The organism is Puia dinghuensis (assembly GCF_014642875.1).
Taxonomy (GTDB): domain Bacteria; phylum Bacteroidota; class Bacteroidia; order Chitinophagales; family Chitinophagaceae; genus Puia; species Puia dinghuensis.
Map to the genome: position 1 here is coordinate 1,029,381 of NZ_BMJC01000002.1, position 13,599 is coordinate 1,042,979.

At 55.6% G+C, this 13,599-nt stretch carries 10 protein-coding genes; 3 read left to right on the top strand and 7 right to left on the bottom strand.

The genetic code is table 11. The annotated features are described in order from the left end of the window. Positions 1-27: 27 nt before the first annotated feature. Both IEY39_RS12400 and IEY39_RS12405 read left to right on the top strand, forming a co-directional pair. Positions 28-2,955: a hypothetical protein gene (locus IEY39_RS12400; RefSeq protein WP_188931872.1), complete on the top strand. Its 2,928-nt coding sequence runs from the start codon at positions 28-30 to the stop codon at positions 2,953-2,955. A gap of 37 nt (positions 2,956-2,992) precedes the next feature. After that, positions 2,993-3,319, top strand: a complete 327-nt coding sequence (locus IEY39_RS12405; RefSeq protein WP_188931874.1) for a Dabb family protein — start codon at positions 2,993-2,995, stop codon at positions 3,317-3,319. On the opposite strand, the gene bamJ is transcribed toward IEY39_RS12405, so the two are convergent. Together bamJ and IEY39_RS12415 are read right to left on the bottom strand one after the other, a co-directional pair. Further along, on the bottom strand, positions 3,312-3,746 hold the full coding sequence (bamJ, locus tag IEY39_RS12410; RefSeq protein WP_188931876.1) for a BamJ family beta-barrel-assembly machinery protein: 435 nt from the start codon (positions 3,744-3,746) through the stop codon (positions 3,312-3,314). The genes IEY39_RS12405 and bamJ overlap by 8 nt on opposite strands. 42 nt (positions 3,747-3,788) lie before the next feature. Continuing rightward, positions 3,789-5,177: a PrsW family intramembrane metalloprotease gene (locus IEY39_RS12415; RefSeq protein ID WP_188931878.1), complete on the bottom strand. Its 1,389-nt coding sequence runs from the start codon at positions 5,175-5,177 to the stop codon at positions 3,789-3,791. 91 nt (positions 5,178-5,268) lie between these two features. Between IEY39_RS12415 and IEY39_RS12420 the strand changes: the two genes are divergently transcribed. Then, positions 5,269-6,471, top strand: a complete 1,203-nt coding sequence (locus IEY39_RS12420; RefSeq protein ID WP_188931879.1) for a multidrug effflux MFS transporter — start codon at positions 5,269-5,271, stop codon at positions 6,469-6,471. Here the strand turns inward: IEY39_RS12420 and IEY39_RS12425 are convergent. The 5 genes from IEY39_RS12425 to IEY39_RS12445 form a co-directional block, all read right to left on the bottom strand. Then, the gene (locus IEY39_RS12425; protein WP_188931881.1) at positions 6,424-9,366 is read right to left on the bottom strand and encodes a hypothetical protein; all 2,943 of its coding nucleotides are present in this window, start codon (positions 9,364-9,366) and stop codon (positions 6,424-6,426) included. The genes IEY39_RS12420 and IEY39_RS12425 overlap by 48 nt on opposite strands. Before the next feature lie 131 nt (positions 9,367-9,497). Next, positions 9,498-10,217: an SDR family NAD(P)-dependent oxidoreductase gene (locus tag IEY39_RS12430; protein WP_188931882.1), complete on the bottom strand. Its 720-nt coding sequence runs from the start codon at positions 10,215-10,217 to the stop codon at positions 9,498-9,500. Then, a complete protein-coding gene (rpiA, locus tag IEY39_RS12435) occupies positions 10,214-10,921 on the bottom strand; it encodes a ribose 5-phosphate isomerase A (protein WP_188931883.1) in 708 nt (235 codons plus the stop codon). Before rpiA ends, IEY39_RS12430 begins: the two co-directional genes overlap by 4 nt. A gap of 7 nt (positions 10,922-10,928) precedes the next feature. Next, positions 10,929-12,764 carry a glycoside hydrolase family 2 protein gene (locus IEY39_RS12440; RefSeq protein ID WP_229688886.1) on the bottom strand — a complete coding sequence of 612 codons (1,836 nt, stop codon included), beginning with the start codon at positions 12,762-12,764 and terminating at the stop codon, positions 10,929-10,931. Beyond that, positions 12,761-13,597 (bottom strand): 3-keto-disaccharide hydrolase, encoded by an 837-nt coding sequence (locus IEY39_RS12445; protein WP_229688887.1) that lies wholly within the window; start codon positions 13,595-13,597, stop codon positions 12,761-12,763. The genes IEY39_RS12440 and IEY39_RS12445 overlap by 4 nt, the downstream gene beginning before the upstream one ends. Between the last annotated feature and the right edge of the window lie 2 nt (positions 13,598-13,599).

A 13,599-nucleotide genomic window follows, 5' to 3' on the forward strand; every position in this document is an offset into this window, starting at 1 on the left:
TAATTTTTATACCCGTAAACTCTTTCTATGAAACCCTTAGCCTCTATTCTTTTCTGGCCTGTATTGGCATGCACCGTCGGGGTGCTGCTGCTGCAACTAAAAGATCAGGCAGTATTGCGCACGAATACCGCTCCTTATGGGATCGTCTCTCTCGAGATCGGCAGTTATGCAAAAGATAGCGCCATCATCGCCTCCTGGAAACCGCTGGTGCCGGATATCCCCGCGGATGACTTCTGCGAAGTAAAGACACAACGGCAAACTCTCTTGCAGGTGGCGCATTCGGACGTCATGTGGGATTATGCGCTTATCGTCGCGTATACGGCTTTGTTCGTCATCGTCCTGGCGATCCTGGGTAAGGAGGCGGGCACGAGGGGCACCGAGGTGCTGATCATCCTGGCGGTGGTGGCCGGCCTTTGCGATGGGATCGAGAAAGCCGGGCTGCTGCATTTCATCGGTGGCACGGGTACACCAGGCTGGGCCCGCCTTACGCAGACGGCTGCCGTCACCAGGGCGGTGATCCTGTTGGCCTTGACGCTATACATCCTGTATGTGCTGATATTTAAGCATGGGGCACTGCAATGGCTGTCGGGCTATATCCACACCAAGGCGTTGCAGCTGTTCCGCTACCGGATCATCCTGCTTGGGGTGATCTTCTTTTCCGCACCTATCTGGATCATGGACCAGGGGCAGGATCTGCTGATCAACACCAACGCCGAAGACATAGGGGTGGCCTTGTTCATCGGTGTTGTGATAGTCACCGCTCTGCTCAATTGGTGGCTGGCCAAGCTGTTCTTTGAAAAAGAGTATTGCCCGCCTTTCTGGCCGATGAAGGAGCCGGGCTTGGAGGATGCGAGTCAGCTGGCATCGGAGAAGAAGGTCTCGCGTTTTCTTGGTGTCTGTACGATCATTATCCCCGGGGTTGCGATCCTGAATGCGCTTGCGGCGGTGAGGATGCATTACTGGCTGGATCAGTTCTCGCCATTGGCCTGGCTGGCTGGTCTGTTGATCATCTTCTTCGTGCTGGCCAGGCAGAATGTGGCCGAAAGATCTTATGCCCGCCTCCAGCAGTGGTGGGGGCCGATTGCTGCCAAATGGCTGGTCATCGTGCTGCTGCTGTTGCTGGTGTTTGGCCTGCCTGCCTTCTTCCGTTTCTTCTTTATCCCCCATAACCGGGAATCCCCGCAATCGCTCAACTTCTTATTCTTCGACCTGGTGCTGATAGCGCTTGCCTTCTACATTTTTGTCAGCGTTCGTACACTGGCCTTCGACCGGAAAGGGCTGCTGGGCGAAGGGTTTGGAATGGTGATCCTGCCGGCGGCCACGCTGATGGCGCTTGCCTTTATCCTGTATAATGTCTTTCCCTTCACCGCCGAGTATGCGACGGGCTGCTTTCTCAGCCTTCCGGTGTTGCTGTCGGGGATCGTGTTCTATACCCTGATGATCACGCTTATTCAGCGGGCCGGGATCTTCAAAAAGATAAATTTTTTGCTGTTTATCATAGTGGGGTGGTTTCTTATCGTTGCGGCCGGCAGCAATAATTATCACACGGTGCACCGCATCCCGGTGACAACGCCGCCAGCGCCGCGGCTGCAGGACTATTTTAAACAATGGGTGTTGCAACGACAAGAAGAGATCAGGAGCGCACCGGGGATATATCCGGTGTTCCTGGTCAATAGTTATGGCGGCGGCATCCGGGCAGCGGCCTTTACCAACTTCGCCTTATCCTATATGGACGATTCGCTTCTCCGGAGGGACAGCATGACAGGCAGGCCATGGCGAAGCTTCGAGCATTATGTGTTCTCGCTGTCGGGAGCCTCGGGTGGAGCCATCGGCTCGGCGATACAATGCGCCTGGCGGGCCACACATCCCGACAGCCTGCGGGATGGCGGCGGGCATTACTGTAATCCCTATGCGGATTACCAGCAACGTATCGAAACTTTTTACCGCCATGATTTCCTGACGCCGGTGCTCAGCAGCATCATTGGAAGGGATGTCTGGTCGTCGGTTGTCGCCGACGGGTGGGCTTCGATGAATGGCGTCCTCTGGTCCGACAGGGCCGCCATCCAGGAAGAGCTGTGGGCGAGATATGGCAGAAAGGATATGGGGCTCAACCTCGACAGTGAGTTCAATGCCATCTGGGACCCGGCGCGTGCAGGACGCAACGCCTATGATGTACCGCTATTGTTCGCCAACACCCTGAACGTCGATGATGGACTCAAGGGCATCTGTGCACCGGTGACGCTGGAAGTTGCCGACTTCCCCCAAACCATCCAGGTGCGCGACCTCCTGCATTCGCCAGGTGCCGGCGCCCGAAAGGGGGGAGACGCGCCGGAGTCGATCTCGCTGATGACCGGGGCGTTTCTCAGCGCCCGGTTCCCTTATATCAGCCCCAGCGGCAAGATGGGGCCCGCTTATCATTTTATCGATGGGGGTCTGAAGGATAACTCCGCCGCCAGTACGTCGGCGGGCATCTTCTTTGCGCTGGCCCGCTATATCGCCATCACCCTGGCGGAGAAGCAGGATGCCGGTTATGATTCGCTCTTGGGTAAGATTCGCATCTATTTTGTCAGCATCTCCAATACGGCTACCTCGACGCTGCAACTACCGCCAGCGAATAACCGGCAGGTGGTGCATAACCCATTCGAGCCGCTGAATCCCATCGTGGGGATCATGAATAGCGCGTGCAACGGCAGCGCCATGGAGGCGGATAGCGTTTTGCGGTCGCGGTTTGCAGGCAATCCGGTATTTGCCGGGTTGTATGGCGGGTATTTTTCCGTTTGGCCCAACACCTTTTGTATCAATGCAGGCACCGATAGCGCCTACTGCCCGCTGGCGCCGCTGGGCTGGCAGATATCCCTGCCGTCCTTAAAAAGACTGGAAGCGGGTTTCGCGTATGACAAGCTGCGAGAGAACCCGGAGGGGATACTAAGAATTTTGAATGTGGTGCCACGGTAGTTCATTGTTGATTATATTGCCGGATAAATCGGCATAAATGAACTTACCACCAGTTGTACATCATGTTTTTTTCTGGTTAAAGAACCCCACCTCTACGCAAGACCGCGACAAGCTGGTCGAAGGACTGAAGACCCTGGCAGGCATCCCTGTCATCCGCGAATTGCATGTCGGCATAGTTGCCAGCACAGAACAAAGGGATGTCGTGGATGCATCCTGGCAGGTGTCAGAGCTGATGTTCTTCCATACCACTGCTGACCAGGCGGCATACCAGGAACACCCTATTCACCTCGACTTTGTCAAGAACTACAGTCATTTGTGGGAAAAGGTGATCGTATATGATGCGCTGAATATCTACTCTAAGTAAAGGAAATCAGTTCTACATCGAAGATGAGGGTGCTGTTGGGCCCTATCTCCGCGCTGACCTGCCGTTCGCCATAGCCCAGGTGGGGCGGGATAAAAAAGCGCCATTTGCTGCCGGTGGGCATCAGCTGCAACCCTTCCGTCCAGCCTTTGATCACCATGTTGAGGGGGAAGGTGGCGGGTTGGCCGCGGCGGACGCTGCTGTCGAAGACCGTGCCGTCGATGAGAGTGCCATGGTAGTGACAGGTAACCTTGTTGGATGCGCTGGGTTTGGCTCCGGCGCCTTCGGTGAGAATCTCGTATTGCAGGCCGCTCGGCAGGATAACCACACCGGGCTTTGTTTTGTTCGACTCTAAAAATTCCTGTCCGGCCTTCAGATTGGCCGCGGCTTTTTCATTTTTCAGTTGGAAGAGCTTATCTGCGATGCCCATGTTCGTGTTTTGGGCAAAGATACGCAGGAATCCTTAACCATGTCAGGGCGGGGTCACCTGTTGCGTTTCACGCTGTGTGTCGCCGTCGGGTTGGGGAAGCAGGCCGGGCGGAGAGGCAGACAGGGACATCGTGGTGACACCGGCCTCGCGGCGGGCATCGCTTAGTTGACGAAGGCCTGCCTGAATAAGACGGAGCGTAATCACCCAGCCAAGGACACCGAGGATGACAAATTTGAGGTCGAGCACGAGGGGCAGGGGAATAAGGGAGAAGGGCGCGTCCCATAACATATGGAGGACCACGGAGGAGATGAAGACGCGTAAGAAAACGGGCCGTTGAACCATATTCCAGGAGAAGGGCCGGTCGCCTTTCACCAGCCAGAGCGCGGCGGCGCTGTTGGCCGTCCAGATGATGTGGGTAAACGGCGCAGTGACACCCCGAAGCAGGATCAGGACGGCGCCGGCCTCCACGCTGTTGTACCCGAGCATGGTCTCGAGGGCATAGCCGGCGCTCTCGAAGGCAGCAAAGCCGGTCCCTACGGCGGCGCCGAAGAGCAGGCCGTTGAGTATCCAGTTGTATTGGCGCGTTTTACCCATGAGTGCGATGACGATGAGGAGTTTGGCCGATTCTTCAATGATGCCCGCGGCTGAGGCCCCGAAAAAGGAGTTGAGGAAGTCGAGCCGGTTGAAGAAGATGAGGGCAACGAAGATAGAGGCCACGCCGCCGATGAAAAGCAGCTGCATCATTTTAAAGATAGAGATATTGCGCGGCACGTTCATCTCGAGGAAGAAGATGAGCGTGGAGAAGGGGACGGCAAAGGAGCCGACGAAGATGAGTCCCGGGATCAGCTTTATGTTGCGAAAAAAATCAAAGGCGACATAGAGCACGAGGGCGAGCAGGGCCGACCAGCCAAGGAGGCGGGCAAAGAGCCAGGGTTTGCCCCAGCCGACGGCCAGTTCGGAAAGTGCAGGCGTGTGACGGGCCGTTCCGGTGATGAGCTGCTCTTCCATATCTTCCTGGGTATGTTTTTTGAACACCTCCGAGAAGACTTCGCTGAATTTAAAGTCGGTGAGGGCTTCGAGGCCGATGAGGTCGGAGAAGCGTTCGCCAAGGCTTGCTGCAGGACGGATGCACCAGATGGAATTACCGATGCGCAGCACATCTTCATCGCGCATATTGGCCGCTTTGATCTCCTGGTCGTTGAGATAGACGGGCAGCAGACAATTTTGGGCGTCGAGCAGCAACTGCCCCTTTTCTGCCCGGGCAATGATGTACCCCTGAGCGGGTGTCAGCTCTGACACGGCAAGGTTCGGTTGCAAGGCTGCATGCGCGATACGGACAGGACGTTCGTCAACAACAATGCGGCGGTTTTGGTCCTTACCGGCAACACATTCCAGCGTCAGCCGCGTCGCGCTTTGGTGAGTCTCGGCCATGTGTTCGTAATTTATCAGAAAGTTACTGCAAAATCGGGGATTGGCGGGGGCGGGGGATTGAAATGGGGGATACCCTATATTTGCCGTGGATATGACAAAAAGAAAGTATTTCACCTATATCCTGGTATTAGGATCGCTGACGGCGCTGGGACCTTTTTCGATCGATATGTACCTGCCCGGGTTTGAGGATATCGCCAGGAGCCTGGGGACGTCGGTGGCGAATGTAGGACTTTCACTTGCGAGTTATTTTGTAGGCATCTCGCTGGGGCAGCTGTTGTATGGACCGCTGCTCGACCGTTATGGCCGGAAGAAGCCGTTGTATGCCGGACTATCACTTTATATCGTGGCCACGATGTTTTGCATGCAGGCGAGGGATATCAATGTATTGATCGCACTGCGGTTTATCCAGGCTGTTGGCAGTTGTGCCGCGCAGGTGGCGGCAATGGCGATGGTGAGGGATCTGTTCGGGCCGAAGGAGAGCGCGAAGGTGTTGTCATTGTTGCTGTTGGTGTTGGGCGCCTCCCCGATGATCGCGCCGACGGCGGGCGGGTATATCGTGGTCACCTGGGGCTGGCGGGCGATCTTCCTGGTGTTGCTGATATTGGGAGCAGTGATCTTGTTGCTGAGTATCTTTTTCCTTCCCGATAGTTATCCGGCCGATGTCCATTTTAGTTTGAAGCCGGGGCCGATAATCCGCAATTTTATTTCGGTGTTCCTGATTCCGCAGTTTTTGATCTATGTGTTTGTGCAGTCGCTGGCCTTTGCGGGGTTGTTCGCTTATGTGTCGGGGTCGCCGGTGGTGTTTATGAGTGTCTTTCATGTGGATAAGAAGGTGTATGGATGGATCTTTGCATTCCTTTCGGTAGCCTTTATCGGGCTGAGCCAGTTCAACAGCCTGTTGCTGCGCAGGTATACGAGCCAGCAGATAATCCGCGTAGCGCTGATAGGTCAGGTGGTGGTGGGTTTGGTGTTTTGGGGCTTTGCGCAGGCGGGATGGCTGAGTCTGACATCGACCATGGGGTTCTTGTTCCTCTTCCTGGGTTGTCTTGGTTATACGAACCCGAATGCGGCGGCATTGGCGATGGCGCCGTTTGCAAAGAATGCGGGTACGGCATCCTCGCTGCTGGGAGCCCTGCAGTTGGGAGTGGGTGCGCTGGCTGCAACGGGAGTCAGTGCCTTTGCCGATGGAACGGCGAGGCCGATGGCGGCGATCATCGCGGTGACGTCGGTGCTGGCGCTGGGAATATCATTCTTTCATCACCGTCGTTACGTACCGCGTACCTTGAATGAATAATTGCAAGGTGTACACCCCTCTGCTCAGGCGCAGGTCGGATACGCTGATGTGCACTCTTGAACCGGCAGTCAGTGTCCCGGACCATTTCAGCAGAGTTCTTCCACTGAAATCCACCAACCGGATATCCCCTTTCCCGCCCGGAATAGCCCCAAATTGCAGGTCGAGGCCATTATCGAAAGGATTATTCAATACCGAATAAAGCGGTTGGTTCGCCGCCGGGGCACCAACTAAAATGATCTTGCTATAGAGGGTGCTTCCATCACGGTCGATCAGTTTCAACCGGTAATAATTTTTTCCCGGTACGAAGTGGGTATCATTAAAATAATAGTCCCGGGCAATACTACTATTACCTGCTGCCGCGACATAACCGACCTTGCTAAAACGCAGGCCGTCCGGAGATCTTTCGATATCGAATCCTTTGGTATTTTGTTCCTGGGCGGTTTCCCAGGTCAATTCTACTTCATTTCCCTGCCATCTTCCGCTGAAATCTACCAGGATGATGGGGGTGGGCACACCCGGAATGACGGTAGTGAACAGGCCTCTTCCGTGGGTGGCGGCGGCCAGGGTACCATCTGCCGGCCGGTATTTCAACATATCCACTCTTGTGTTGACAAAGTCGGTATTGGTAGGTTGCCAGTCGACGGCGCCGGCATGGAGATTGTCCGTCGACCATACTCCCAGTTCTGTCGCTATTATCGCCCAGGCGGCATTACGGGGATCGAAAATTGCCCATCGGACGGGCATATCCGGCAGATCGCCGGTGACATCGGTCCAGTGTGCACCTGCGTCGATGGTTTCAAATACGTGGCTCACCCCATAATTGCTATAAGTGGCCAACAGATGGCTCTCCGTTCGTGGATCGATCGCCACGCAAGAGACCGATCCGGCGCCGACTGCCTTTATGATCGTTACGGCGGGGGCCATGCCATTGGCGCTATCGACCCGTACTATCGATCCATTGTCCAGGCCGAAATACACCCGGTTTGGGGTTATCGGCGACACCTTGACATGCGTAATATTCGCGCCGCCAAAACCTGCGACGGCCATGGTCGTGAAAGTGGCGTAAGTGAAAGGGGGCTGCCAGCGGAAGTATTGGCCGGCAGCACTATTCCCATATAAGATGCGGGAAGCATTGTCGTAGTCGGTCGGGTTAATGAAAGCGCCACCTGCAAAATGATAGGCGATGAATGAGGCGGCGCCATCTGTGGTAACATTATAGTTGTTATAAGCGTAGGCGGTGATCTGGGTGTTGGGAACATTCTGATCGATATGACAAAAACCGCCGTCCCCTCCCGATACCGTAGTGGGTGGAGAGAGCGTAGCGGGGGAATTAATGCCAGGGGAGGTAAATTGTTGCGTGCCGTTGTCCTGCCCGCCGGCCAGGAAATAATTTGTAGAACTGGGATGCACGGCACAGGCATAATACTGCGTCACATTATAGCTGTTGTCCCTGCTCGAAAAAGAAGCCCCGATATCCGCTGTCCGGAAGATACCCCCATCGCAAGCCACTAAAAACTCGGGCGCAGGACCAGGGAAGGAGGAGCCAGGCGCGATAAGGATCTTCTGAATATCGGCATGCACATAAGGATAACCGGGGCAGCCGTTCTTCCATTGGGTGATCTGGGTCCAGGGTGTTGCTCCGGTAGCGCCGGTGACCGTCTTAAAGACATCCACCCCGCCGATGTACACGGTATTCGTATCCCAGGGATCGATGGCCGCTGCCAAATCGTACCAGGCCTGCCCACGGGTAAAATCCGCGCTGGTAGTGCCATTGTCGCACCAGGTGGGATTTGGTTTGTCCGACCAGACGGTATTGCCCGGCAGGTCGTCGGCATTGGAGGTCTTCATGATCTTCTTGATGCCATTTCCCGAACTCTGTATCAGGGCCCACATTTGCCAATAGGCATTGGGCGCCGAAGCGATCTTAATTCTTTGTTCGTCTCCCGCCGACTGGTAAATTTTTACCCAGGTGGAGCCGCCATCCGCTGTACGGTAGATACCATCGGAACTGCTGATGCCCATGGAAGCGAACACATAACTATAAATAGGATCCAGATCGGCCGCTTGATCGACCGATCCACCCCCGACCCCGTTGCCCAATACCTTGGTCCAGGTGGCGCCTCCGTCGATAGAACGTTGAATACCCCCATATTTTGTCGCCACCAGGATAGCTTCCACAGCCACCGGGGGATTGCCTGTAACAGCGCAGCAAACTACGGCGATGTCCTGTATATAGTAAAACCTGCGGTCAGCCGGAGTAGGTATCGTGGAGGCCAGGTGCGTCCAGGTGGCTCCGCCGTCGACGGATCTCCAGATGCCCAGTCCCCTGATGCCAAAGATGCCTTCGCCGGGATACCAGCCTTCGCCCGTGCCGAAATACAGATTCTGCGGGGTGTCTCTTTGTTGGTGGATGCAGGTGACGGCCAGGTTGTCGAAAAGGTCGTTGACCTTGTTCCACACTGGCGTAGCTGCGCTGATATCGTTACAATACCACAGGCCACCGCCCACTCCACCGGCCCATACTTTTTTGTGCGTGGGGTCATTCGCGTCATACAATATTGCGCGGGTCCTTCCACCGATGTTGCCCGGGCCTCTTTCGGTCCAGTCGATTCCGGGCACAGCGTTTAATATGGTGGGTGCACCCGAGGTCCTTTGCCTGGCCAGTTGTTTTCGCTGAAATTGCCGGGCGATCAGCAGCCGCTCTGTCGGCACATCGCCTGTAGCGGGGTCTTTTGTTTTTTCAAACTCCTGCCGGATGGCTGCTGCAGGATCATCTTCCTGCTCCATTTGTTTTTGGTCAAAGGTTGTTTTGTTTGAAGGCAAATGGCGGTATGCGAAATAAATAAGCGCAACAACAAGGGTGATCCTTGCGACGGTATACAATCTATTTTTCATAACAATTTTTTTGAATGATGCTCAATAAATTGTCTGACTAATTGATCGTAGGGCTGTAATTAAGGGGGGAAAAGGTTGATCTACCTTTCAGGGGATATTATTGCGGGAAACCAACTACTAATTTACAAAAATTACGGGAGTCTGGCTACAAGATTTTCCGGGAGGATGCGGAGAATAGTATAGATGATCTTCCATTTCCAGCCGGGGACGATAATGAAGCGGCGGCCGGCGCCTGTGACGTGACGGGCGATGAAGGCGGGTTCCATCAGCAGCGATTCGGGAAGATCGAGGTGAGCGGTGAGCTTGCTGCGGATGTAGCCAGCGATGATGGCATTGACGACGACCTTGCGGGGCTCCAAATGTTGGCGCAGCCCGGCAAGATAGGTGGTAAAGGCGGCCTTTGTGCTGCCGTAGATGAAGTTGCTCTTACGGCCGCGGACGCCTGAAAGGGAAGAGAGGCCGACGATGCGTTCGAGACCGGGGTTGCCGCCGTCGGTAGCGACGAGGTTGAGAATAGAGACCGCACCGGCGTAGAGGACATTGATCATGCGATAGCTGCCCTCCCAACTCAGGAGGGCTTCTTCGTTGGTGACCTGGAAGCCCGCGGCATAGAGGACGATATTGGGTTTTGCGGGCAAACCGGCATAGAAGGCGGCGTGGTCGCCGAAGGCCGTTGCGTCGAAGTAGCGGGTGATGATGCGTTCGGAGGGGAGGTTGCGGGTGGCGATGAATTGATCGATCTCGCTGAGGCTGCGGGAGGCGGCAATGACTTGCCAGCCTTGTTGTATATAGAGCTGCATGGCTTCTTTGGCCACGTCGGAGTTGGCTCCGAGGATAAGGACGGTCTTCATGACTCGGTTCTTGATGGCCACGGCCTTGACCATTCCATTATGCCGTCGGGCCCGGCAGTGATGGCTTTGTGGGCCAAATTAAAGAAAAGCGAATGTTCGAGGATACCGGGGATGGCACCCACCTGGTCGTTGAGATCAACGGGTTCGGGGAAGGGAGAAAACCAGCTATCGATGAGGAAGTTCCCTCTTTCGGTGATGACGGCGCCGTCTTTTCTGACACTAAGCCGTAGTTCGGATCGTGTTGGATGGAATGATCGTTTGAGGCGGTCGGCTACGTATGACAGCGCTTCGGGGATAACCTCGACCACAAGGGGGTAGGTGGAGTCGAAACGAACAGATTGTTTGCTGCTATCGCCCACAAGGACGAAGTTGTCCGCCATGGCAGCGAGGATCTTTTCGGCGGTGTGCACCCCTCCCCCACTCTTCAGGGCGTTGAGCCAGTGGTCGAACTGGTCGCATCCATCGAAATACCAGTCGAGCCGGGAGAGCCAGCCAGATTCTTTCACGGTGAACCCCTCGGCCATCAGCCGCAGGCGGGTGCTGAAGGAGGAGCTTGCTACGGTGAGGGTTTCGGCGAGCCCGGGAGTCGCCTTTATCGCCGTGATGAGATGGATCATGGTGGAGCCGGCGCCGAGACCGATGGTATCGCCGGGCTGTATGAGCTTTGCGGCTTCCTGTGCCGCCTGTTGTTTGAAGTCGGTCATAGTGTTGTTATTCAGGATATTTTTTTGCGATGGTGTCGTAGAAGTTTTTCAGGGTATAGAAAGCGCGTTTCTTTACGCCTTGTTCAGAGATAAGCCCCTTGCGGTTCCAGAAGTTCTGGTATACCGGGTGCTGGCGGCGGGGGCTGCGGAAGTCGACGAGTATCCAGGGGGTGATGCCGCGGAGCGCGGTGATGCCCGAAAGCATCTTCACCTGGTTGGCGTATAGGGCTTCCTGGTATTCTTCACTCCACCGGGTGTCGGGGTCGGCATGGAAACCGGCGAGGGCGTCGCCGCCGAGTTCGGTGATGATCACCGGGCGATCGTATTTGATGGTAAAATGATAATTGGGGAGATCGGCGAGTTTGTCACCCCAGTACCAGCCGGCATATTCGTTGAAGCTGACGAGATCGAGCTTTTCACCGAGCGGGTCGTCGACGATGACTTCGTTGCCCTGGCGGTGGACTTCCAGTGCAGCAGAGACGAGACGTGTGTTGTCGAGTTGGTGAGCGTGGGCGGCGAGCCGGGACATAAAGTCGAGGCGGGGAGCGCTCAGCGGGGTCTCGTTGCCGATGCTCCAGATGATGACGGCGGCGCGGTTACGGTCGCGGTTGATGAGATCGGACAATTGCTTTTGCGCGTTGGCATAGGTGTCAGGGTTGGTCCAGGAGATGGTCCAGTATACCGGTACCTCTGCCCATACCATAAGGCCCATTTCGTCGGCGAGGCGGATCATCGCTTCGTTGTGCGGATAGTGGGCGAGACGCACATAATTACAGCCCAGTTGTTTTGCCCAGGTGAGCAGCATACGGCAATCGCCTTCACCGCGGAGACGGCCGGGGATCAGCGGGTTCTCGTCATGGATACAGATGCCGCGAAGGAAGACGGGTTTGCCGTTGAGCAGGATATCCTTCCCCTGCACCCGGATGGTGCGGAAGCCAATGCGGTCGACAGTCGTGTCGGTGGCGGTGCTTAGCGAGACGGCGTACAGCTTGGGATGTTCGGGCGACCAGTAAGCCAGCTTTTTTGTCATAATGGCGACAGGTGCACGACCGCCACCGTCAGTGGTTGTCGTAGTATGAATGCCGGCCTCGGGGATGTCGATGGTGACCGTTTGCGGGCTGTGTTGTCCGGCCAGCTGCACGTAGCCTTCGATGGTATGGGGATCGTCCTTCTTCAACTGCAGCTGGTAATCGCTTATAAAGGTTTCCGGTGTGGAGGCGAGGCAGACATCACGGGTGATGCCGCCATAGTTCCACCAATCGGTATTGACGGTAGGGATCTCGTCCTGGTGCCGGGTATTGTCGGCCTTGACTACAAGGGTGTTATCACCGGCCTTTAGCAGGCTGGTCACTTCGAATTGAAAAGGGGTAAAACCTCCTTTGTGCATGCCCAGTTTTTTGCCATTGAGATAGACATGGGCTTCATAGTTGACTGCGCCGAAATAGATAAAGTAGCGGCGGCCGGGTTGCGGAGTTGTCTGGAAGACGCGGCGGTACCAGATGGTTCCTTCGTAATAGAGTAGTTTTTCATCCTGTGAGTTCCAGTCGCCGGGGACTTTTAGCGTGGGGCTGCGATCGAAGTCGTATTCGATGAGCTGGCTCTTGTCGGTTTGTTTCCTGTCATCGTAGTATCCGCCTTTCCCTGAAGGCGACTGGTCATAGGGCTGATGGCGATAGTCATAGTAGCCGGTCTCGTAGGGGTCGACCATATAGTTCCAGCGGCCGTCGAGGTTCAGTTCGCGGCGGGCGGTGACGTTCTGTACGATGCTGTCTTGGGCGGTGAGGGGGCGGATGGAGGCGGCAAAGCAAAAGAGAAGAAGCGCGTATTTCATGCTCGGGTTCATTGCTTGAGAATTTCTGCGGGTAGTTGCGTGATAGGGCGGATGCGGATTTGTTTATAAAAGACTTCGGCGCCTTCGGATTGTAATTGGATCTTGCCTTTTGTCAGGGGCTTGATGGTGCCATTGTCGACCTGACCGCAATGGTAGAGGATCATCATCACCTGCCCATTGACGACTTGAACAGCGGTGTCCCCGTGACAATAGAGATCGAGGGAATTCCAATGCCCGGTGGGATGTTCGGCATCCCCTGCTTTTATACAATGGCGGCCGGTATGACTGTCGGCCCGGAAGGTATAGAGGGCGCCGGTGGGGCTATAGACGTAGTCGGAGTCGGTCTTTTTTATGGCCGGGATGTCTGCCGTTGCACCGGCGCAACCCCAGTAGTCACCGACATTACCTTCTTCCACCTGAAACTCCTGGCTGCGCATCCAGGCGCCGTTGTCTGCCCCGTAGGGGCCGACAGAGTGATAGAGCAGGCCGCTATCCTTTTTCCTGCCCTTTTTCGTTCCCCAGGTGAGGACACCCCATTTGAAAAGGAGCTGCAGATGATAGTCGCCATATTCCTTTTTTGTAGAGAGGCCGCCGGTGATCTCACCGGAAATACGGATCACTTTTTCACCTTCTTCGGTTACGACTGTGAAGACCTTGTTTGCATCGGTGTTGAGACCGATGCCTTTCAGATAGCTGTCCCAGCCTTTGAGGTTTCTCCCGTTGAAAAGGGAGTGCCAGTCGTCGTCGGCCAGGTTACCGGGGCCGTCGCCAGGTCCGGGGTCGGAGAGGCGGCCGGTGAAGGAGGTGGCTGCAAGCAAAAGCAGAAGAAGGCAATACCGCATCATAG